General features: G+C 70.6%; 14 protein-coding genes. 7 read left to right on the top strand and 7 right to left on the bottom strand.

Annotated features, from left to right (window positions below; genetic code table 11):
* The first annotated feature begins 46 nt into the window (after positions 1-46).
* The 4 genes from IE263_RS27080 (at position 47) to IE263_RS27065 (ending at position 4,828) form a co-directional block, all read left to right on the top strand.
* Positions 47-1,087 carry an NAD-dependent epimerase/dehydratase family protein gene (locus IE263_RS27080; RefSeq protein WP_189940396.1) on the top strand — a complete coding sequence of 347 codons (1,041 nt, stop codon included), beginning with the start codon at positions 47-49 and terminating at the stop codon, positions 1,085-1,087.
* Positions 1,088-1,139: 52 nt separating this feature from the next.
* Positions 1,140-2,426, top strand: a complete 1,287-nt coding sequence (locus IE263_RS27075; RefSeq protein ID WP_189940395.1) for a sensor histidine kinase — start codon at positions 1,140-1,142, stop codon at positions 2,424-2,426.
* Positions 2,411-3,061 (top strand): LuxR C-terminal-related transcriptional regulator, encoded by a 651-nt coding sequence (locus tag IE263_RS27070; RefSeq protein ID WP_189940394.1) that lies wholly within the window; start codon positions 2,411-2,413, stop codon positions 3,059-3,061. Before IE263_RS27075 ends, IE263_RS27070 begins: the two co-directional genes overlap by 16 nt.
* Before the next feature lie 195 nt (positions 3,062-3,256).
* A complete protein-coding gene (locus IE263_RS27065; protein WP_189940393.1) occupies positions 3,257-4,828 on the top strand; it encodes a DUF1996 domain-containing protein in 1,572 nt (523 codons plus the stop codon).
* An 81-nt stretch (positions 4,829-4,909) separates the two neighbouring features.
* Here IE263_RS27065 and IE263_RS27060 read toward each other — a convergent pair whose 3' ends face one another.
* Positions 4,910-5,353, bottom strand: a complete 444-nt coding sequence (locus tag IE263_RS27060) for a hypothetical protein (protein ID WP_189940392.1) — start codon at positions 5,351-5,353, stop codon at positions 4,910-4,912.
* A gap of 100 nt (positions 5,354-5,453) precedes the next feature.
* Between IE263_RS27060 and IE263_RS27055 the strand changes: the two genes are divergently transcribed.
* The 3 genes from IE263_RS27055 (at position 5,454) to IE263_RS27045 (ending at position 8,755) form a co-directional block, all read left to right on the top strand.
* Positions 5,454-5,954 carry a tetratricopeptide repeat protein gene (locus IE263_RS27055; protein ID WP_189940391.1) on the top strand — a complete coding sequence of 167 codons (501 nt, stop codon included), beginning with the start codon at positions 5,454-5,456 and terminating at the stop codon, positions 5,952-5,954.
* Between the two features lie 50 nt (positions 5,955-6,004).
* Positions 6,005-7,927 (top strand): SigE family RNA polymerase sigma factor, encoded by a 1,923-nt coding sequence (locus IE263_RS27050; RefSeq protein ID WP_189940425.1) that lies wholly within the window; start codon positions 6,005-6,007, stop codon positions 7,925-7,927.
* A gap of 111 nt (positions 7,928-8,038) precedes the next feature.
* Positions 8,039-8,755, top strand: coding sequence for a TetR/AcrR family transcriptional regulator (locus tag IE263_RS27045; RefSeq protein ID WP_189940390.1), 717 nt, complete (start codon positions 8,039-8,041; stop codon positions 8,753-8,755).
* A 1-nt stretch (position 8,756) separates the two neighbouring features.
* On the opposite strand, the gene IE263_RS27040 is transcribed toward IE263_RS27045, so the two are convergent.
* The 6 genes from IE263_RS27040 to IE263_RS27015 form a co-directional block, all read right to left on the bottom strand.
* The gene (locus IE263_RS27040) at positions 8,757-9,119 is read right to left on the bottom strand and encodes a 5-carboxymethyl-2-hydroxymuconate Delta-isomerase (protein WP_189940389.1); all 363 of its coding nucleotides are present in this window, start codon (positions 9,117-9,119) and stop codon (positions 8,757-8,759) included.
* Between the two features lie 32 nt (positions 9,120-9,151).
* Positions 9,152-10,783, bottom strand: coding sequence for a fused response regulator/phosphatase (locus tag IE263_RS27035; RefSeq protein ID WP_189940388.1), 1,632 nt, complete (start codon positions 10,781-10,783; stop codon positions 9,152-9,154).
* A 70-nt stretch (positions 10,784-10,853) separates the two neighbouring features.
* Positions 10,854-16,262 (bottom strand): pullulanase-type alpha-1,6-glucosidase, encoded by a 5,409-nt coding sequence (pulA, locus tag IE263_RS27030; protein WP_189940387.1) that lies wholly within the window; start codon positions 16,260-16,262, stop codon positions 10,854-10,856.
* Positions 16,263-16,549: 287 nt separating this feature from the next.
* Complete coding sequence (locus tag IE263_RS27025) at positions 16,550-17,935, bottom strand: alpha-amylase (RefSeq protein ID WP_189940386.1); 1,386 nt, start codon at positions 17,933-17,935, stop codon at positions 16,550-16,552.
* Positions 17,936-18,068: 133 nt separating this feature from the next.
* A complete protein-coding gene (locus IE263_RS27020; RefSeq protein WP_189940385.1) occupies positions 18,069-19,763 on the bottom strand; it encodes a glycoside hydrolase family 13 protein in 1,695 nt (564 codons plus the stop codon).
* Positions 19,764-20,150: 387 nt separating this feature from the next.
* Complete coding sequence (locus tag IE263_RS27015) at positions 20,151-21,059, bottom strand: sugar ABC transporter permease (protein WP_189940384.1); 909 nt, start codon at positions 21,057-21,059, stop codon at positions 20,151-20,153.
* Between the last annotated feature and the right edge of the window lie 10 nt (positions 21,060-21,069).

Raw genomic sequence — 21,069 nt, 5'->3', positions numbered from 1 at the left:
AGAGCACGCTTCCGTGCCGCGCCCGCACCGGGCAGAGTCTGTCGGTATGAGACTTCTGGTGCTGGGTGGTACGGAGTTCGCGGGGCGGGCCGTCGTCGAGGCGGCCCTCGGGCGCGGCTGGGAGGTGACAGTCCTCAACCGGGGGCGGCACACGCCCGTCCCCGGGACGCGGTCGCTGGTCGGCGACCGCACCGCGCCCGACGGGCTCGCCGCCCTCGCCGAGGGCGAGTGGGACGCGGTCGTCGACACCTGGTCGTCGGCCCCGCGCCCGGTGCTCGAGGCGGCGCGGCAGCTGCGGGGCCGCGCCCGCCGGTACGTGTACGTGTCGAGCTGCTCGGTGTACGCGTGGGCGCCGCCCGCCGGGTACGCCGAGGACGCGCCCCTGGTCGAGGGCGCCGAGGCCGACGCCGAGCAGACCGAATACGCCCGGGACAAGCGGGGCGGCGAGCTGGCCGCGGTCGACGCCTTCGGCGCGGAGCACTCCCTGCTCGTACGGGCCGGGCTGCTTCTCGGCCCGTACGAGAACGTCGGCCGGCTGCCCTGGTGGCTGACCCGGATCGCCCGGGGCGGCCCGGTCCTGGCGCCGGGTCCGCGTGAGCTGCCCCTGCAGTACGTCGACGTGCGCGATCTCGCCGAGTGGATCCTGGGGGCGGTGGAGCAGGAGCTGAGCGGGCCGTACAACCTGATGAGCCCTCAGGGGCACACAACCATGGGCGAGTTCCTGGACACCTGCGTGCGGGTCACCGGTGCGGCGGCCGAACTGCGCTGGACCGAACCGCAGGTGATCCTCGACGCGGGTGTGGAGCCGTGGACGCAGCTGCCCGTGTGGGTGCCGCCGGGCAGCGACCTGCACGACGCCCTGCACTCCGCCGATGTCTCGCGGGCGGTGGCGACCGGGCTGGCCTGCCGGCCCGTCGAGGAGACCGTCGCCGACACCTGGGCATGGCTCCAGGACATCGGCGGCACCGCGCCCCAGCGCCCCGACCGGACCTGCAAGGGCCTGGACCCGGAGGTGGAGGCGAAGGTGCTCGCGGCGGCCGCGGAGGGGTCCGGTGCCTCCGGGGGTGTACCTGCCACCACCCCCTGACCGGGGGCTTCGGGCCAGTGACCCCGCCCGGCGGCTCGTCCAGACTGACGCCATGAACACCAACACGCAGAACGACAGCGGCGGTTCTAAGGCTCGGGGGATGCTGCGCGCCGCCGGACGGGGGTTCGTGCTGGCCGTGGTGTCCCTGCCGCTGGCCGTGCTGTGCTTCACCCTCACTCTCGTGTCCATCGCCCTCATCCCCATCGGCGTCGGCCTCGTCACCACACCGTGGGTGCTGACCGGGGTGCGGACCTTCGCGAACCGGCGGCGGGTGCTCGCCGCCGAGTGGGGCGGGGTGCGCATCCCGGCGGCGTACCGCCCGACACCCGAGGACGCCAACCCCTGGACGCGGACCTTCACCATGCTGCGGGACCCGGCGACCTGGCGGGACCTGCGGTGGCTGCCGGTGGACATGACGGCGGGGTTCCTGACGGCGCTGCTGCCCGCCGTCCTGGTTCTCTACCCGCTGGAGGGGTTCGCACTGGCGGCCGGGCTGTGGCGGACCATGACGGGCGGACCGTACGTCGAGTACGGGCCGTACTGGTACGGCTTCGTGCCGGTCAGCGACCAGACGTCCGCGTTCGGCGCGGCCGCCCTGGCCGCCGTGGTCCTCATCGTCGCGCACCGCTACGCCGTCACCCTGTTCCATGTCCACTTCCGGCTCACCCGGGCCGTGCTCAGCCCCAGCGAGAGCGAACTCGCCGAGCGCGTGCGGGTGTTGACCGAGACCAGGCGGGACGCGGTGGACACCTCGGCCGCCGAACTACGGCGCATCGAGCGCGATCTGCACGACGGCGCCCAGGCCCGCCTGGTCGCGGTGGGCATGGACCTCGGCACCGTCGAGATGCTCGTCGACAAGGACCCGGAGAAGGCCAAGCAGCTCCTCGCGCACGCCCGCCGGTCCTCCGCCGACGCTCTCGCCGAACTCCGTGACCTGGTGCGCGGCATCCATCCGCCGGTGCTGGCCGAGCGCGGACTGGGCGACGCCGTACGGGCGTTGGCGCTGCGGCTGCCGACGCCGACCGAGGTGACGGTGGAGCTGGCCGGGCGGGCGGACGCGCCCGTGGAGTCGGCCGCCTACTTCGCGGTGAGCGAGGTGCTCACCAACGCCGTGAAGCACTCCGGCGCCGACCGGATCTGGATCGACCTGCACCACGCCGACGGGCATCTGCGGATCTCCGTCACGGACAACGGCAAGGGCGGCGCGGCCGTCGGCACCGGTTCGGGGCTGACCGGCGTCGAGCGGCGGCTCGGTACATTCGACGGCGTCCTGGCCGTCAGCTCCCCAGCGGGCGGTCCCACCATGGTGACCATGGAGATCCCGTGCGTGTTGTCCTAGCCGAAGACCTGTTCCTGCTGCGGGACGGGCTCGTCCGGCTCCTGGAGGCCTACGACTTCGAGATGGCCGCCGCCGTGGAGAGCGGGCCCGAGCTGGAACAGGCCCTCGCCGAACTGAAGCCGGACATCGCCGTGGTCGACGTCCGGCTTCCGCCGACCCACACCGACGAGGGCCTGCAGTGCGCGCTGCGGGCCCGCCGCGAACGGCCCGGCCTCCCGGTGCTGGTCCTGTCCCAGCACGTGGAGCAGCTGTACGCGCGCGAGCTGCTCGCCGACGGCACCGGCGGGGTGGGCTACCTGCTCAAGGACCGGGTCTTCGACGCGGAACAGTTCGTGGACGCCGTACGGCGGGTCGCGGCGGGCGGTACGGCGATGGACCCGCAGGTGATCCAGCAGCTGCTCGCCCGGCGCGGCGACGACCGGCCGCTGGCCCGGCTGACGCCGCGCGAGCTCGAGGTACTGGAACTGATGGCACAAGGCCGGTCGAACGCGGCGATCGCGTCCAGACTGGTCGTCACGGAGCGGGCCGTGGCGAAGCACACCGCCAACATCTTCACCAAGCTGGGCCTGGAGGTCTCGGACGACGACAACCGGCGTGTGCTGGCGGTGCTCGCGTACCTGGACCGGGACAGGTGATCTACGTAACTCGCTTGGCTGATACGGGTGTTGATGACGTCACCTGTGCGGGCGTTGGGACCGAATTGTTCTACGAACCTCTCATCAATTTCCGAGACGGCTGAACACCTCTGGGGCGACGTGCGTATGGGAAGACGCCGCTTCACTCCTGTCGGGCGCCTCGATGCTGCCCCGCAAGGAAGTCAGAGGAGTTCCATGGGACGCAACACACGTAAACGCCGTTCGTCGATGGCCACGAAGGCCGTGGCTGCATCGGCGGCCCTAGCGCTCGGTGGGGGCGGGCTGATCTGGGCGAACTTCTACGCTTCGGCGGGCGAGTCCAAGAACTCGCAGAACCAGGTCAAGGCCGCCGCCGGACAGGTCGCCACCATCGCCTGCCCCGACGTCGGCCAGAAGCTGACGAACGTGCCTCAGAAGGCGCGCCAGGGCGTCGACAGGGAGCTGGCGCTGCTGGACAAGCAGATCACCGAGGCCTACGCCCGGCTCGCCTCCACGCGCCAGGCACAGGCCAACGACTCGGGCTTCGTGCAGAACGCGATCGTCGGCCCCCTCAAGGACAAGCGGGCCGCCGCGATCGACCGGATCCGCATCAACATCCAGCGCGTCGGTGGCCAGGCCCAGAACCTGAGCCAGTTGGCGGCCTGCACCACGCAGGGGGCCGCGCAGACCAACGCCGGCGGGCAGAACGGCGGCCAGCAGCAGAACGGCGGCCAGCAGCAGGGCGGCCAGCAGCAGAACGGCGGCCAGCAGAACGGTGGCCAGCAGAACGGCGGCCAGCAGAACGGTGGCCAGCAGAACGGTGGCCAGCAGCAGGGCAACGGCGGCCAGGGCGGCAACGGCCCGGTGGCGGCCGACTTCGTGGACATCACCCAGGCCGGGAACAACAACCAACTGGGCGTGGGCGGGAACGGCCTCGCCGCGAACGGCAACAGCGGTTCGCGAGGCAGCTTCACCACGAACTGCGGCACCAACGGCAACGACAACCACAACACGGACAACGTGATCGTCGCCCCCGGTGTCACCAACGGCGCGCACCACCTGCACGACTACGTCGGCAACCAGAACAACGACGCGTTCGCAAGCGACCAGGAGCTGGCCGCGGCCGGCACCAGCTGCCAGAACCAGGGCGACAAGTCGTCGTACTTCTGGCCGGTGCTGCGTCTGCAGGACGGTACGCAGGACTTCGACCAGAACAACGACGGTGGTGGCAAGGAGGGCAACGTCGGCCGGATCCTCCAGCCCGCCCAGGCCCAGCTGAAGTTCGTCGGCAACAAGAAGGGCAACGTCGTCGCGATGCCGACGGCCCTGCGCATCATCACCGGTGACGCCAAGTCCTTCGTCAACGGCCTCGCGAACGCCAACGTGAACTGGAGCTGCACCGGCTTCGAGAACAAGGTGCAGCTGAAGGACAAGTACCCGATCTGCCCGCAGGGCAGCCAGGTGGTGCGCGTGTCCAACTTCCAGAGCTGCTGGGACGGCCAGAACATCGACAGCGCCAACCACCGCACGCACGTGTCCTTCGTCCAGGGCGACGGCACCTGCGCAAACGGCTTCAAGGCGATCCCGCAGCTTCAGGTCCGGCTGGTCTACAACGTCCCGGCCCCGAAGATCCAGAACGGGCAGGTCGTGAACCCGTACGCGGTGGACTCCTTCCCGGAGCAGCTGCACAAGCCGATCACCGACCACAACGACTTCATCAACTTCTTCTCCCAGAACACGATGAACAAGATGGTCAACTGCATCAACACCGGCAAGAACTGCAAGTGAGCGTGACGGTCTGACCCCACGCTGAAGGCCGGCGGTGAGAAATCCTCACCGCCGGCCTTTGCGTTGCCCGCGTTCAGTGACTCAGTGACCGGAGTGCGTGGCGCCGTCCGAAGGCTCGTTCGAGCCCTCGTGCGCGGAGTGGTCCGTGCCCTCCTCGATGTCGCCGCCGAGCGTGCTCCGCAGCGCCGTCACGGTGCTGGTCTCACCCACGGCCACCCACTTGCGGCCGACCAGGTAGTGACCGCCGTAATCCTTGGCCCCGTTGATCCACTCGCGCTGACCGCGGTCGGTCGCGAAGGTCACCAGGATGAACTTGCCGTCGGTGTTCTTGCAGATGGCCTGGCGGATCTCGTCGGCGTCGGTCTGCATGTTGGGCTTGCAGTCCACCTCGGCGGCCAACTGCTCAAGACTGCCGGTCGCCGTCTCCGGGACGGCCTGCGTGCCCCCGTCGGAGCCACCGCAACCGGTCAGCACCAGCGCCGCCGCGGCGCCGGCCACCGCGAGCATCGATCGGGTCACCTTCATCTGTCCTCCCTGCGAGAGCCTCGTCCTGGATACGGCTCCCGCATGCGGTCCGCTCAAAATACCGGTGCCTCCGCGGGCACGCCCGTGCGAAGGTGGGCCGGTGAACCAAGACTGGGAAGACCGCGTGACCGCGGCCTGGGCCACCTTCGACGACTACGCGGAGGCGGAGGCGGGGGACTTCCGGGCCGTGATCGACGCGCTCGTCGCGGAGCTCCCGGAGGGCAGTGCGTTGGGCCCGTTCGAGCAGGCCTGCGCCTGGGACTCGACCGGCCACTCGGACCGGGCCGTCCCGCTCTACCGGGAGGCGCTGGCGCGCGGCCTCGACGGCTACAGGGGCCGTCGCGCCAGGATCCAGCTCTCCAGCTCCCTGCGGAACATCGGCCGGCCCGAGGAGGGCGTCAAGCTGCTGACGCCCGAACTGGACGCCCCGTCCGACGAACTGGACGACGCCGTACGCGCGACCCTCGCGCTGTGTCTGTCGAGCCTCGGCCGCGACCGCGAGGGCCTGTCCCTCGTGCTGGAGGCGCTGGCGCCCCATCTGCCGCGCTACCAGCGGTCGATGGCGAACTACGCCCGCGCGCTGGTCGCGCCGGAGGGCTGACCCGTCCGGGCGCCGGGTGACCATCCCCGGGCTCGCTCGTTCTGGTGGACGTGCAGTCACAGGATGTCGCCCCGCGCCCCGGACCCGGTTCCCCCACCGACCGGGTCGTCGATGTCGAGCAGGCCGAGGCCGCGCTCGTCGAGCACTACCCGCGTCTCGTCCGGCTCGCCTATCTGGTGCTGCCACCGGCCCTCGGCCGGAGCCGACGGGTCCTGGCCGCCCACTCGCTCGCCCAGCGCGCCCTGCCCCGCGGCCGCGCCTCGGCCCCCGTCATCCCCGCCCAGTCGGCCGCCCGCGACGGCGACCCCGGCTACGCCTATGTCCGCCTCCAGGTGGTGCGTACGGCGCTGGAGGCGGGCCTGCCGCTGAAGCGCCGCGCCTGGCCGAAGCGGTCCCAGCTGCCGCCGCTGCTCCCCCAGGTGTGGGGGCTGCGTCTCTTCCCCCGACCCGGCGGCGCCGACGAACTGGCCCTGGACCAGCGGCTGTCCGCCCTGTCCGGCCCGGCCCGCGCCGTCTACGTGCTGCGCGGCCTGGAGAAACTCCCCGACGGCGATGTGCGCGAGGTGCTGACCGAGGCCGGCGTCGAGCACGTGGACGCGGCGCTGTGCGAGGCCGACACGGTCCCCGCGCGGTACACGCTGCTCGACTCCCCCGAGTTCGACCCCTGCTCGCTCCAGGCCCGCCCCACCGACCTGATGCGCCGCCGTCGGCACACCCGGGCCGCGCTCGCCGCCGCGGCCGCCCTCGCCGTGTGCGGCGCCCTGGTCACCCTGCCCGGCGACGGCTGGGGTCCCGACGGCGCGGCCGCCCCGGTGTACGCGCAGAACCCGGCGGCCGAGGCCGCCCTGGACCCCGGGCGGCTGGTGAAGGCATCCCCCGCCGCCTGGAAGACCTCCGGCCGCACCGACTTCTCCGTGTGGCCCGCGCGCGGCGACCTCACCGGCGACAGCGCGCTGTTGCGCCGCGCCCTCGCCGTCTGGGCCCGCCCCGGCGAGACCGTGCGCGTCTCGGCCACCCCGGGCACCCCGACCGGCGGCCCGTCCGGCCCGCCCCAGCTCCTCTACGCGGGCGACGTCGACACCGGGCGCGTGGTGATCCTCCACGACGGTCTGCGCATCGCCCGCTACGCCGAGCCGAGGACCGGCACGGCCGGGGCGGCCCTGGACTTCGCGCGCGCGGACGGCGCGACCGGCGCCGAGGCGGCCGCGGTGGTCCTGGACCGTGTCGACGGCAACGTCCGCTATCTCACGGCCCCCTGGGTGACGAAGGCGGCCGAGCGGGACCTGTCGAAGCCGGGTGCCGGACTGATGGACCTGACACTGACCGACGGCATCACCGCACCGCTGGCCAGCCCCGCCACCCACACCGGCGCCTGCACCACCTGGAACGTGCTGCAGCTGACGGACGCCTCCGGCTCCTCCCTGCTGAGCGACCTCGGCGAACTCCTCCCCGCCCACCTCACCGCGGGCCGGCCGACCTCGCCGAAGGAGGCGACGGGCGCGGAGGCGCTGAGCACCTGGGCGCCGTTCGCCTGCTCGCTGGCCGACGTACGCGGCCAGGGCGTGCGGTCGGTCAACACCTGGGGATTCGCACGGCAGTTGCTGCCCGACGCGAGCGGGTCGGCCGCGTGGGTGTGCACCCGGGCCGAGACCTGGCGGGGCGAGGGCACGCGGGTCCTGGCCCAGTTCCACACGCCGGGCGGGCTGTTCGGGGCGGTCACGGCGAAGGCGGGGGACGTACCGGCATGTGGCCGGCGCGATCCGCACGTCCTGGCCGGGGTGCTGTGGAAGTCGCAGGCCGGCTCCTGGTACCTCCTCGCCGCCGGCGACAGGAACACGCGGTTCGTGCGGGCGACGGGCGGGGTGAGCGGTTCGGCGCAGGGGAACCTGCTGGCCGTACCGACGACGCAAGGGGCGCAGGCGGGCCTGGAGGGCACGCTGGAGGGCGGCCGGTCGATCAACGGTCTGCGCTGAGACGTCCTCCCCCTTCCTTGCCGGCGGCCCGCCCCACGACCGAACCCCGCGGCCGAACACCGTGGCTGATCCCGTCCGTTCGCGTCCGGATTCGATCGGTAAGGTGTTCGCATGACTACCGGGGTTCGCCGCAGAATGGGAGTCGAGGAGCGGCGGCAGCAGTTGATCGGCGTCGCCCTCGAACTGTTCGCCCGTCGCTCGCCCGACGAGGTCTCCATCGACGACATAGCCGCGGCCGCGGGCATCTCGCGCCCGCTCGTCTACCACTACTTCCCCGGCAAACTCAGCCTGTACGAAGCCGCGTTGAAGCGTGCGTCGGAGGATCTCGCGGGCCGGTTCGCGGAGCCGCACGAGGGGCCGCTGGGGGCGCGGCTGCTGCGGGTGATGCGCCGGTACTTCGACTTCGTCGACAAGCACGGCCCCGGTTTCTCGGCCCTCATGCGCGGCGGCCCCGCGGTCCCCGTGGGCGCAGCCCACTCGATAAGCCACGTCTCGACCACGAACGCGCTCATCGACTCCGTACGCCAGGCCGCCTACGAACAGATCCTGTCGCACCTGACCATCGCCGATCCGCCCGCGCGCCTGGAGCTGGTCGTCCGCTCCTGGATCTCGCTCGCCGAGTCCACCGCGCTGATCTGGCTGGACGGGCGGCGCATCCCGCGCGAGGAGCTGGAGGTGCAGCTCGTCCAGAACTTCGCTGCCCTCATGGCGGTGAGCGCCGCCAACGACGAGGAGCTGCGCAAGCTCCTGGGCCCCATGCTGGGCGACGAGCCGGCCGACGGGCCGTTCGGCAACCTGGTGACCCGGCTCATCGCCCTCGCGTCCTAGCTCAGCTCTCGTACTTGCGGTACGACGGGTCGAGGTCGCGGATCTCGGCGGAGGCGTGCAGCGTGAACCCGTCGTCCTCCACGTGCTCGCGCAGCAGCTCCAGGACGGTTTCGGTCAGCTTCGCCTTGGTCTCGTCGGTGCGTCCGGCCAGCAGCCCGAGCGTGACGTGGACGATCGCGTGGCGCTCCTCTTCCGGGTCCTCATAGCCGAACGCGGTGAACTCGGCCCGGCGGAAGAGGGTCTTGCAGGCCTCCGGCTTGGCGGCCGCGATCTCGACCACCGCGGTGTGCAGGGCCTGCGCGAAGGCGGCCTGGTCGAAGGCGGGGGCCATCGTGGCCGAGTAGTCGACGGTGATCTGCGGCATGGGTACTCCTGTTCTGGGCGACAGGCTTCACCCTAATCACCCTGGTCCGCCAGCCGCAGCGCCAGCATCGCGATGTCGTCCTCGCGGTCGTGGCCGAAGCAGTCGAGCAGGGTGTCGCACAGGGCGTCCAGCCCGGGCAGGGCGCCGGCGGCGGCCGCGCGCAGGTGCTCCATCGAGGCCGCGAGGTCGGTGCCCCGGGTCTCGATCAGACCGTCGGTGACCATGAGGAACCGGTCGGTGGGTTCCAGGATCAGCTCGGTGGGCGGTGGATGGGGCACGCCCAGGCCGAGCAACGGGCCGGACGCCTCGGCGTAGTCGGCGCTGCCGGTGTCCCGGACGATCAGCGGCGGGATGTGGCCCGCGTTGGCGATGCGGGTGCGGCCGGTGCCGGGGTCGATCAGCACCAGGCAGACGGTCGCCGTGACCTCGGGGTGGTAGTGCTGCAGCATCCGGTCGAGGCGCTCGGCGAGCACGGCCGGGTCGCTCTCCTCGACGCAGTAGGCGCGCAGCGCGTGCCGGATCTCGACCATGACGGTGGCCGCGTCCAGCGAGTGCCCGACGACATCGCCGACGGCGGTGAGCGCCCCCTTCTCGGTGCGCAGGACCGCGTAGAAGTCGCCGCCGATCTCGGCGTCCTGGGAGGCGGGCACATAGCGGACGACGACGTCGACGCCCGGCAGGTCGGGCAGCCGGTGCGGCCGGGGCAGGAAGCTGTGCTGGAGGGTGAGGGCCACATGCCGCTCCACCTGGTACATGAGCAGTGGCTCGGCGGCGAGCACGGTGGCCTGGGCGAGCCGGGCCACCAGGGCCTCGTTCTCGGGATTCACCCGGCGCACCCCTCGGGTGGGCGTGGCCAGGCACACCGCGGCGCTGCCGTCCTGGGTGGGGATCAGCGCCAGCCGGGCGTCGTGTTGCATCCCGGGCCGGAAGAACCCGGCGGGCCACAGCGGCGCCTGCACCGTCGTGATCCGTACCCCGCTCTGCCCCCGGGTGAGCCGCCGCAGCAGACCGGCCACGGCCCGGTGGGCGCCCGCGTCCGGCAGCGCGAGCGAGGTGCGGTCCCGGGAGACACCGCTGTACAGCTCGCTGTCGGGGCCGAGGACGAAGACGGCGGCCGGGCCGCCGGTGAGCCGCGCGGTGCCGTCGGCGGCGGCGTCGGCGAGTTCCTGCAGGGAGCGCGCCGCCTGGACGGTGACGATCGTCTCCGACAGCAGCGACAGCCTCCGGGCCAGCGCCTGGTCGTCGGCGCGCAGCCGCGCGGCGCGCACCGCGGCCCGGACCACCGCGTCGATCTCCTCGGGCTCGGCGGGCATCATCAGATACGCCTCGCCCCCCGCCTCCAGCCCCTGGCAGCGGTCTCCCGGAGCGAGGGGGACGGCCGAGAAGTGCACGACGGGCAGCCCGGCCATGTGCGGCCGGGCCTTGAGCCGACGGCACAGTTCGTAGCCGCTCATGTCCGGCAGGTCCACGTCGATGAGGGCCACGTCGGGCAGGATGCCCTGGCGCAGCCGTACGTCGAGTTCGACGAGCGCCTCGCGGCCCGTGGCGACGGAAACCACCTGGTGGCCGGCGCGGCGCAGCAACGCGCCCATGGCGAAGCGGCTGGCCGCCGCTTCGTCCACGACGAGCACGGTCGTGCCGATCCGCCTGCCGTTGACGTCCATCTGTCAGCCCTCGGACACGCCGGTGGAGCGGACCGGGATCCCGGTCCGCTCCACCAAGGTAATGCCCCTGTCAGGCAGTCCGGGAGAAGACGGCCACGGTCCGCCCGGGAACGGAGAACGTCCCCGATTCCGCTTCGTACGCCGCGGACCTGACGACGGGGTCCGCGCCCGCCGCCTGCACCGGGTGCAGCCGGTAGCCCTGGCCGGCGAGGGCGGCGATCCGCTGCTCCTGGGCCTGCGGGGTCGCGTTGAACACCACGACCAGGTCACCGAGTTCCATGGTGATCACACCGGGCGTCTCGTCCTTGCCGGACAGCGGGAAGGACAGCGCCGACTGCACCTGCGCGGCCGTGTCGAGGGAGAACGCCTTCTCCGTCGTACGGATCTTCAGCAGGTCCCGGTAGGCGGCGGAGGTGCCCTCGATCTGCGGGCAGCCCACCTCGATCCGGCTCAACAGGGGCTTGCCGTAGGGCCACTTGGACGCGTTGTCGGCGGCCGGTGGCAGCCCGCGGCCGAAGCCGTTGCCGTCGGCGCAGCTCCAGTGGATCGCGTTGAACCAGTCGCCGCTGTCGTAGGAGTTGCGGTCCAGGGACTTGGAGCGCAGCAGGTCGGTGCCGGCCTGGGAGAGGGCCGGGCCCTGGGAGAGGGTGGCCGTGGCCAGGGCGAGGACCTGCATCCGGGCGCGGTCCTGTGCCGTCGTGTCCGCGGGGAGCTTGAAGGCGAGGGCGTCGAACAGCGTCTCGTTGTCGTGGGCGTCGGCGTAGGCGAGGGCGTCGCCGGGGGCGTCCGCGTAGCCTGCGGGGCTGCCGTTGTAGTCGACCTCGGCGCCGGTGACCTCCTTGCCGCTGGTGTCGGTGAAGCGGTACCGCGCGAGGTTGCCGCTCAGCCCCACCTTGATCAGGTCCTGGTAGTGCAGCAGCCGGGCCTTCTGCTCGTTCGGAGTGCCGTTGCTCGTAGAGGAGTTGGGGTCGGTGTACAGGCCGGAGGCGAAGCCCTGGACGCCGGGGTCGGCGTCGAAGGGGCCACCGCCGCGCACGGCGTCACGGGCGCGGTCGGAGAAGGTCGCGATGCCCGTCCCCGCCATGTTCTTCTGCGTGGCCTGCACGAAGCGGGCGTCGTCGGCGACCTCGCCGAAGTTCCAGCCCTCGCCGTACAGGATGATCCGCTTGCCGTCGACGCCGTCCTTCTCCACGGTCAGCGCGTCGAGGGCCTTGCGGACGGCCAGGATGTTGGCCTTCGGGTGGTGGCCCATGAGGTCGAAGCGGAAGCCGTCGACCTTGTACTCCCTGGCCCAGGTGACGACCGAGTCGACGACCAGCTTGCCCATCATGGCGTTCTCGGTCGCGGTGTTGGCGCAGCACGTGCTGTTGGCGACGGAGCCGTCGGCCAGGAGCCGCTGGTAGTAGCCGGGCACGACCTTGTCGAGGACGCTGGTGTCCGCCTGTCCGGCGGCCGCGGTGTGGTTGTAGACGACGTCCATGACGACCCGCAGGCCGTCCTCGTTCAGCGCCTTGACCATCTTGCGGAACTCGACGGTACGGCCGGTGCCGTCCGGGTCGGTGGCGTACGAGCCCTCGGGCACCGTGTAGTGGTACGGGTCGTAGCCCCAGTTGTAGGCGTCCTTCGCGGCGACCTTCGCCAGGCACTCCTGCTGCTGGTCGGAGTCGGCCGGGTAGGAGGCGAGGTCGCAGTCGACGCTCGCCTGGTCGGCCTTCTTCTCGGGGATCGTGGCGATGTCGAACGCCGGCAGGAGATGGACGTACGAGGTGCCCGCCTCGGCCAGCTCGCGCAGGTGCTTCGAGCCGTCGCTGTCCTTGTCGGTGAAGGCGAGGTAGGTGCCCGGGTTCCTGGCGGTCCGGTCCTCGACCGAGAAGTCCCGGATGTGCAGCTCCTGGATCTGGGCGTCCTTGAGCGGCACCGCCTTGGGCTTGGTCAGGCTCGACCAGCCGCTCGGGGCGAGGGACTTGTCGTTCAGGTCGACGACCAGGCTGCGCTCGGAGTCGGCGGTGAGGGCGACCGAGTAGGGGTCGGTGACCTTGTTGGTGACGACCTTGCGGACGCTGGGCGCCCAGACCTTCACGACGTACCGGTAGGGCTTGTTCTTCCAGGAGCCGGGGCCGGTGACGGACCAGACGCCGGTGGTGTCGGTCCGCTTCATGGCGACGGTCGAGCCGTCGAGTTCGAGCTGGACGGACTGTGCCGTGGGTGCCCAGACGGCCAGCGTCGGACGGCCCTTGTGGAACGTCGGCCCGAGGTCGGCCTTCGTCGCGTCGTACAGGTCGTCGAGCACGCCGGCGATCTGTACGCCGGTCGCGGCCAGGACGGCGCCGTTGGCAGCGCGCTGGGAAGCCACGAGCTGGCCGCGCAGGGCCTCGCGGACCCGGTCGCGGTCGCGTGGGTCGACGGACCAGGCAGCGTAGTCCTTCAGGTGCGGGAACTTCGCCTTCTGGGCGTCGGAGAGGGAGGTCCTCGACAGGCGGAGCCAGCGCTCGTCGTCGCTGGTCAGCGCGCCGTCCTTCACCTCGATCGAGCCGTCACGGGAGTACAGCAGCTGGGTGGAGGCGGCAGCCTCGGAGCCGTTCCAGGCGACCGTGTTCCGGTCGATCCAGACCGCCTTGGAGGTGGTCAGGTCGAGCGCGGCCGCGGAGCCGGCGGGCTGCGGGAGCAGGTACTTCTCCTGGCCGCTCAACAGCCACACCTCGTGACCGTTGCCGCTGAGGTCCAGCGACTGGTCGGCGGGCAAGTCCTTCTCGTCGCCCTTGTGGATGATGTAGCTGAGGCTGGTGGCACCGTCGGTGAGCGGTACCTCGAAGACTGCGCCATAGGAATCAGTCTTGACCGGTTCGAGGGGATTCGACCACTCGGTGGGGTGCGCGGCACCCGTCCAGACGTGCAGGCCCCAGCCGTCGTAGTTCCCGTCGGCGCGGTGGTAGTGGAGGACCGCCTTGGTCTTGTCCGGGGCCGGGTAGTCGGCCGCGGGCTTCTCGGTGCGGACGGCCTCCTTGCCCTGCTCGACCCAGATCTCGCCGGTCTTGGTGACGTCGATCGTGCGGTCGGCGGAGACGTCCTTGTTGCCCTGCTTGTCGATGACGAGGAAGCCGACGTTCGAGGCGCCGGGCTTCAGCTTGACGTAGGCGAAGGCACCGTACGCGTCACGGCCGACGAACGGGTGGCTGTCCGGCCAGTTCGTCGCCTCGCCGTCGGCGAGGTCGCCCCAGGCGTACAGACCCCAGTCGTCGTAGTCGCCGTCCGTGCGCTTGTAGTGGACGATCGCGTAGTCGCGGGAGGAGGCGGTGGGCGTCTCGGGGGCGGGCGGGGTGCCGGTGGTGGATGCCGCCGTGGTGCTCGCCGTGCGGCCCGCCGAGTCGACCACGACCGCCTTGTAGCGCAGGGCGGTTCCGGCCGGTACGTCCTTCCCGATGGTCTGCGTGACCTTGTACGGGGCGTGGTCGGCGGAGCCGAGGGTCGTCCACTTGCCGTTGCCGACCTGGGCGGCGAAGACGACGCGGTTGAGCTGCCCGCCGTCGACGTCGGCGCTCAGCTCGACGGTGCCGGTGGCTCCGGCGGCCGGGGCCCTGAGGGTGAGGGTGGGCGCGGTGGACGGCTCGGCGAGCTTGCCGGCCGCCTTGAGGACGATCGCCGAGCCGGCCGGGACGGTGACGGTGAGCTTCTTGTCGCCGTCGCTCCTGACCGAGTCACCGGTGCCGTAGATCCCCTTGAACGCCCTGCCGGCCGAACCGGTCGCGAAGGTCGCCGTCCTCGCCTCGTCGGCGTTGTTGAAGGCGACGACGTACTCGGTGCCGGTCTTCGCGTCGGTGCGGGAGAAGGCGTAGATCCCGGCGCCGTCCGCCGCGTACCGCTCGGTCTGGACACCGTCGGCGAGGGCCGGGTTGGCCTTGCGGAGCTGGGAGAGGGCGCTGATCTGCCGGTAGAGCGGGGCGTCCGTGTCGTAGGCGTCGCTCGCGTGGGTGCGGTCGGTGCCGATCCGGTCGTCGTCGAGGTAGTCGGCGGTCCTGGAGGCGAACAGGGTCTGGCGGGCGTCCTTGTCGCCGCCGGAGCCGGTGAACCCCTGCTCGTCGCCGTAGTAGACGACCGGGTTGCCGCGGCTGAGGAACATCAGCTCGTTGGCGAGCCGGTCCTTGGCCAGCAGCTCGGCGTCGGTCGCCTTCGGGTCGTCCTGCTTCAGGAAGTACCCGATGCGGCCCATGTCGTGGTTGCCGAGGAAGGTGACCTGCTCGTACGCGTTGGCCTTGTCGGTCGTGTACTTGTAGTCGTCGCCGAAGACGGACGCGAGCTTCTTCGCGCTGCCGCCCTGGGAGGCGTACTGGCGGGCCGCCTCCTGGAAGGGGAAGTCGAGGGTGGCGTCGAGGCGGCCCTGGGTGACGTACGGCGCAGTGATGGACGTGTCCGCCGAGTAGACCTCGCCGAACATGAAGAAGTCGTCACGGCCCCGCTTGGCGGCGTAGGAGTCGAGGGCGGTGGCCCACTGGGTCCAGAACTCCATGTTGACGTGCTTCACGGTGTCGATGCGGAAGCCGTCGATGTCGAAGTCCCGCACCCACCGCTGATAGATCTTCTCCATGCCGCTGACGACCTCGGGACGCTCGGTCCACAGGTCGTCGAGGCCGGAGAAGTCGCCGTGGGTGGAGCTCTCGCCGGCGAAGGTGGAGTCGCCGCGGTTGTGGTACATCGTCGGGTCGTTGAGCCACGACGGGACCTTGATGTTCTTCTTGGCGGCGGGGACGGTAGGGGTGCGCGGGAAGGAGTCGGTGTCGACCGCGGGGAACTCGGACTTCCCGTCGGCGTAGTCGGCGTCGTCGAAGGGCTCGCCGTCCTTCGTCAGATACGGGAACGCGCCCTTGGCGAGGTAGTCGTAGGACTTCTCCTCGTAGTCGACGACGTCGGCGGTGTGGTTGGTGATGACGTCGAAGAAGACCTTCATGCCCTTGGCGTGGGCCTTGGAGATGAGGGTCTCCAGGTCCTTGTTGGTCCCGAAGTGCGGGTCGACCTGGGTGAAGTCGGTGATCCAGTAACCGTGGTAGCCGGCGGAGGCGTTGGAGCCCTCCCCCTGCACGGGCCGGTTCTTGAAGATCGGGGCCATCCAGATGGCCGTGGTGCCGAGGCCCTTGATGTAGTCGAGCTTCTTGGTCAGGCCCTTGAGATCACCGCCCTGGTAGAAGCCCTTGTCGGTCGGGTCGTAGCCGGTGGTCAGGCGTGAACCGGTGAGACCGCCCCGGTCGTTGGCGGTGTCACCGTTGGCGAAACGGTCCGGCAGGACGAAGTAGAACTGCTCGCGGGTCAGGTCGTGACGGGCCGCGGCTTTCGCCAGCGTCGCGTCGGACGGGGGCGCGGGCGGGGTGGCGGCCTGCGCGGCGACGGGTTGGACGAGCGCTGCGGCCAGCGCGGTCGCGGTGACCGCAGCGATCCGTCCGACGTGGGCGGTTCGGCGCCTCCACGGCGTCGGCCATCTCGGTATCACAGATGGGCTCCTTGCGATTGCGGCTCTACATGGGTCCGACCCCGCGCGACCGTATCGCCGCCGTAAGGCTTACAGCAAGAGTCCTGAAAGTAAGGGAAAGGCCTTTCAGCAGCTGGGGTTGGCCTGCGTCAGCAGGGCGAGCCGCCAGGGGAGGGTGTTGTACGGACCGGATGCGAGGGGGTCCATGCCTGGTACAGGTACTGCAGACGGCACTGGTCGATGGGCAGATCCCGCTTCTGCAACTCGGCCGCCGTAGGGCGTGGCAGACCCACACCGCAGCAGGGGACTCAGCAACTCGACTTCCCTGCGTAGATCGCCAGGGCCGTGTTCGAGCCCAAGGTGGCCGTGAACTGCCCGCTGGAGTTAACCGTCACGGTCATGTTGTTCTGCACATTGCAATACGTCCCGGCAGGCAACGACGTCTGGTACGTCCGGCTCAGCGAGCCCGACTCGTGGTTGATCGCGACGTAGCCCTTGCTGCCGCGCCCGAACGCGATCGCGTCGGCGCCGTTGTCCCACCAGTTGGTGACGGACTCACCGCGCGTGGCGTTGCGGAAGGCGACCATCGACTTGATCTCCGGCCAGGCGTGCTGGCACTTCCAGCCGTTCTGCCAGCAGGCGCTCACCGCCCCGCCGTTGGGCGGGCCCGCGTCCGCGTCGGACCACTCGTAGCCGGAGTTGATGTCGGGGGCGCCGTAGGGCCAGGCGAGCATGAAGACGTTGGCCAGCGTGTAGTTCGCGCCGTCCTTGTAGTTCAGGGTGGAGCCGTTGCGCTCGGTGTCATGGTTGTCGACGAAGACACCGGCGACGGAGCTACTCATGTAGCCCCAGCCCTCGCCGTAGTTCTTGAGGTAGGCGAGATTCTCGTTATTAAAGACCCGCTTGACGTCGTAGGCGTAGCGGAACTCCTGGACGTCCCCGTTGCCCTTGTACTCGGTGGGCTGGACGGCCTCTCCGCTGCCGTAGATGACCTCCTGCTTCCAGTACACCGACGGGTTGTTCAGGCGCGACTTGATGTTGGCCAGGTCGGCCGCGTCCATGTGCTTGGCCGCGTCGATGCGGAAGCCGTCGACGCCGAGCGAGAGCAGGTCGTTCATGTACCCGGCGACAGCGCCGCGGACGTAGGACTCCCCGGTGTCCAGGTCGGCGAGGCCGACCAGTTCGCAGCGCTGGACGTTCCAGCGGTCCTGGTAGTTGCTGATCTGGCTGGTGCAGTCGTCGAAGTCGTACGACGAGTACAGGCCCGGGTAGTTGTACTTCGTGTACGACGAGCCGCCGGTCCCCGTGCCGCTGCCCGCCGACATGTGGTTGATCACCGTGTCGACGACGACCTTCACACCCGCCGCGTGGCAGGTGTTCACCATGTTCTGGAAGGCCGTACGGTCTCCGAGCCGACTGGCGATCTTGTAGCTGACCGGCTGGTACGACGTCCACCACTGCGCGCCCTGTATGTGCTCGGCGGGCGGGGAGACCTGGACGTATCCGTAGCCGGCCGGGCCGAGGGTGTTGGTGCACTCCTTGGCGACGGAGGCGAAGTTCCACTCGAAGAGGACGGCGGTGACGTCCTTGGTGCCGGGCGGGGAGGCCTGGGCGGTGCCGGGGGCGAGGAGGGCTGCCGCGGTGGCGAACGCGACGGCGAGGGCACTCGTGGAAACGGTTCTGCTGCTGACCATGTGGGGTTCCTTCGACACTGAAGGCACTTGCTGAAATCTTTCAGCAAACTTGCGGTGACGCAGATGTTAAAGGCCCGCCGCCTGAAAAGGCAGCGGGCCGTGTGAAGTTGATGCAAGAACTTTCGAGGAGCCGTCAGGCCGTCGTGAACCACACCGTCGTGTCCGCCGGAACCTTCGCCTCGCCGTCCGCCTCCGTCAGATCACCGCTCGCGAGCAGCACACGACCGTACGCCGGAGTCGTCACCGACTCGCCCGTGGTGTTGGCGACGCAGACGAACTCGCCGCGCCGGAAGGCGAGGACGCCCTCGGGGGCGCGCAGCCACTCCACCGACTCGCCCGCGCCCAGGTCGGGCTGGGAGCGGCGGACGGCCAGCGCCGCGCGGTACAGCTCCAGCGTCGAGCCCGGCACGCCGTCCTGCGCCTCCACGCTCAGTTCGCCCCAGCTCTCCGGCTGCGGCAGCCAGCTGCCCCCACTGCCGAAGCCGTACGACGAGCCCTCGCGCGTCCACGGGATCGGGACACGGCAGCCGTCGCGGAAGCCGTCCTGGCCGGCGCCCCGGAAGTACGCGGGGTCCTGGCGCACCTCGTCCGGGAGGTCGACGACGTCCGGCAGGCCCAGCTCCTCGCCCTGGTAGACGTACGCCGAACCGGGCAGCGCCAGCATGAGGAGGGTGGCCGCCCGGGCGCGCCTCAGGCCCAGCTCGCGGTCGCCGGCGGTGCGGATCTGGGTGCCGAGGCCGGGCGGGTTGGCGAAGCGGGTGGCGTGCCGCGTCACGTCGTGGTTGGAGAGGACCCAGGTGGCGGGGGCGCCGACGGGACGCATCGCCTCCAGGGTGCGGTCGACGACCGTACGCAGCTCCTCCGCGTCCCACTCGGTGCTCAGGTACTGGAAGTTGAAGGCTTGGTGGAGCTCGTCGGGGCGAACGTAGTTGGCGGTGCGCTCGACGGTCGGCGTCCACGCCTCGGCGACGAAGATGCGCTCACCCGAGTACTCGTCGAGGATCGTGCGCCACTGCCGGTAGATCTCGTGGACACCGTCCTGGTCGAAGAACGGCATGACATCGTTGCCCAGCAGCTTGAGTTGATCGTGGGATCCGAGGTCCGGGAGCCCCTCCGCCTTCACCAGGCCGTGCGCCACGTCGATACGGAAGCCGTCGACGCCCATGTCGAGCCAGAAGCGCAGGATCGAGCGGAACTCGTCCCCCACCGCCGGGTGTTCCCAGTTGAAGTCGGGCTGCTCGGGGGCGAAGAGGTGGAGGTACCACTCGCCGGGGGTGCCGTCGGGCTCGGTGACCCGCGTCCACGCGGGCCCGCCGAAGATGGACTCCCAGTCGTTGGGCGGCAGTTCGCCCTCGCGGCCCTTGCCGGGCCGGAAGTGGTAGCGCTCGCGCAGGGGCGATCCGGAGCCCTCGGCGACCGCCCGCTTGAACCACTCGTGCTGGTCGGAGGAGTGGTTGGGGACGAGGTCGACGATGATCCGCAGGCCCAGTTCGTGGGCGTCGCGGATGAGCGCGTCGGCGTCGAGGAGGTTGCCGAACATGGGGTCGACGGCCCGGTAGTCGGCTACGTCGTAGCCGGCGTCGGCCTGCGGGGAGGCGTAGAAGGGGCTGAGCCACACGGCGTCCACGCCGAGGTCGCGCAGGTACGGGAGGCGGGAGCGTACGCCTTCCAGGTCGCCCATGCCGTCGCCGTTGCTGTCGGCGAAGCTGCGCGGATACACCTGGTAGATCACCGCGTCCCGCCACCAGTCACGGCGCTGGGCGACGGTGGCGACGGCCGAGGCGGGCCGGGAGGTCGGGGCCGGTGCGGCAGAGTGCTGCTGGCTCATGGCGTCCTTGGTGGTACGTAACGGAGTTGCGGTCATGGGGGGTCTTGGATTCGGAGGGCGGGTGACGAGGTGATGAGGCGGCCGCGGTGCCGGCGGGGTCGGATGGACACCGCGGCCGCCACCCGCGTGGCAAAGCACGCGGGAGTGTGCAGCGCCCCAGAGGGGCGCGGGGCTGTGTCGCTGTGCGGCTCCGCCGCGGTGGGATCCCTCCCGCTCATGGGGGCCCCTCCCGCTCATGGGCCCCTCCCGCTCATGGGGGCCCCTCCCGCTCGAGCGAAGCCGAGAGTGGGGGAGAAGCCGAGAGCGGGGGAGAAGCCGAGAGTGGGGGAGCGACCGGCCAGGACGGCGCCGCAGACAACTGACGGCCCATCGCGGCTCTGCGGAGCGTCACCCCTTCGTGCCGCCCGCAGTCAGGCCCGTCACCAGGTTCTTCTGCACGAGGTAGAAGAACGCGGACACGGGTATCGCGATCAGCACCGCGGTGGCGGCCATGAGGTTGCGCTGGGCGTCGTGCTCGCTGACGAAGCTCTGCAGACCGACGGCGAGCGTGTACTTCTCGTCGTCCAGCAGGAACGTGGTGGCGAAGGCGACCTCGCCGAAGGCCGTGATGAAGCTGTAGAACGCGGCGACCGCGAGGCCCGGCTTGGCGAGCGGAAGGATCAGCCGCGCGAAGGTGCCGAAGGGGGTCAGGCCGTCGACCCGTCCGGCCTCGTCGATCTCGAAGGGGATGGTGTCGAAGTAGCCCTTGAGCAGCCAGGCGCAGTAGGGCACCGCGGTCGAGCAGTAGACGAGGATCAGACCGAGGTAGGTGTCGATGAGCTGCAGCTCCGACAGGATCTGGTACATCGGCACCATCAGGACGGCGACCGGGAACATCTGGGTGACCAGCAGCACCCACATGAACTTCCGGTAGCCGGGGAAGCGCATGCGGGAGACCGCGTAGCCGGTGGTGGCGGCGATCAGCACACCGATGACCGTGGTGCCCAGCGAGACGATCAGCGAGCTCTTCAGCCAGTCGAAGAAGTTCGTGTCCTGCAGGACGAACGCGTAGTTGTCGAACGTCATCTTGGACCAGATGCGTCCGGGGTGGAGGTAGTCGTCCTTGTCGGGGCCGAGGGAGAGGAAGACCAGCCAGGCGATCGGGAAGAGCGCGATGAGGCCGGCGCCGATCAGGACACCGTGGGAGACGAGGGAGGCGAGAGGACCGCGCTCCCCGCGTCCCCGGGCCCTGCCGGGCCGGCCCGCGGAGCGCTGCTCGGTCACGTCGGCGGAGGTCTCGACGGTGGTCGTGCTCATGGAAACTCCT

This window comes from Streptomyces aurantiogriseus (genome assembly GCF_014649375.1).
Taxonomy (GTDB): Bacteria; Actinomycetota; Actinomycetes; order Streptomycetales; family Streptomycetaceae; genus Streptomyces; species Streptomyces aurantiogriseus.
Note: the sequence above shows the minus strand (reverse complement) of the source record. Positions and strands in the feature narration are given on the sequence as shown.

Bases quoted from the DNA above. Each gene is read 5' to 3' on its own strand.
- IE263_RS27020 (WP_189940385.1), bottom strand. From the start codon at position 19,763: ATGAGCCAGCAGCACTCTGCCGCACCGGCCCCGACCTCCCGGCCCGCC.
- IE263_RS27060 (WP_189940392.1), bottom strand. From the start codon at position 5,353: ATGAAGGTGACCCGATCGATGCTCGCGGTGGCCGGCGCCGCGGCGGCG.
- IE263_RS27045 (WP_189940390.1), top strand. From the start codon at position 8,039: ATGACTACCGGGGTTCGCCGCAGAATGGGAGTCGAGGAGCGGCGGCAG.
- IE263_RS27040 (WP_189940389.1), bottom strand. From the start codon at position 9,119: ATGCCGCAGATCACCGTCGACTACTCGGCCACGATGGCCCCCGCCTTC.
- IE263_RS27065 (WP_189940393.1), top strand. From the start codon at position 3,257: ATGGGACGCAACACACGTAAACGCCGTTCGTCGATGGCCACGAAGGCC.
- IE263_RS27080 (WP_189940396.1), top strand. From the start codon at position 47: ATGAGACTTCTGGTGCTGGGTGGTACGGAGTTCGCGGGGCGGGCCGTC.
- IE263_RS27025 (WP_189940386.1), bottom strand. From the start codon at position 17,935: ATGGTCAGCAGCAGAACCGTTTCCACGAGTGCCCTCGCCGTCGCGTTC.
- IE263_RS27015 (WP_189940384.1), bottom strand. From the start codon at position 21,059: ATGAGCACGACCACCGTCGAGACCTCCGCCGACGTGACCGAGCAGCGC.
- IE263_RS27035 (WP_189940388.1), bottom strand. From the start codon at position 10,783: ATGGACGTCAACGGCAGGCGGATCGGCACGACCGTGCTCGTCGTGGAC.
- IE263_RS27075 (WP_189940395.1), top strand. From the start codon at position 1,140: ATGAACACCAACACGCAGAACGACAGCGGCGGTTCTAAGGCTCGGGGG.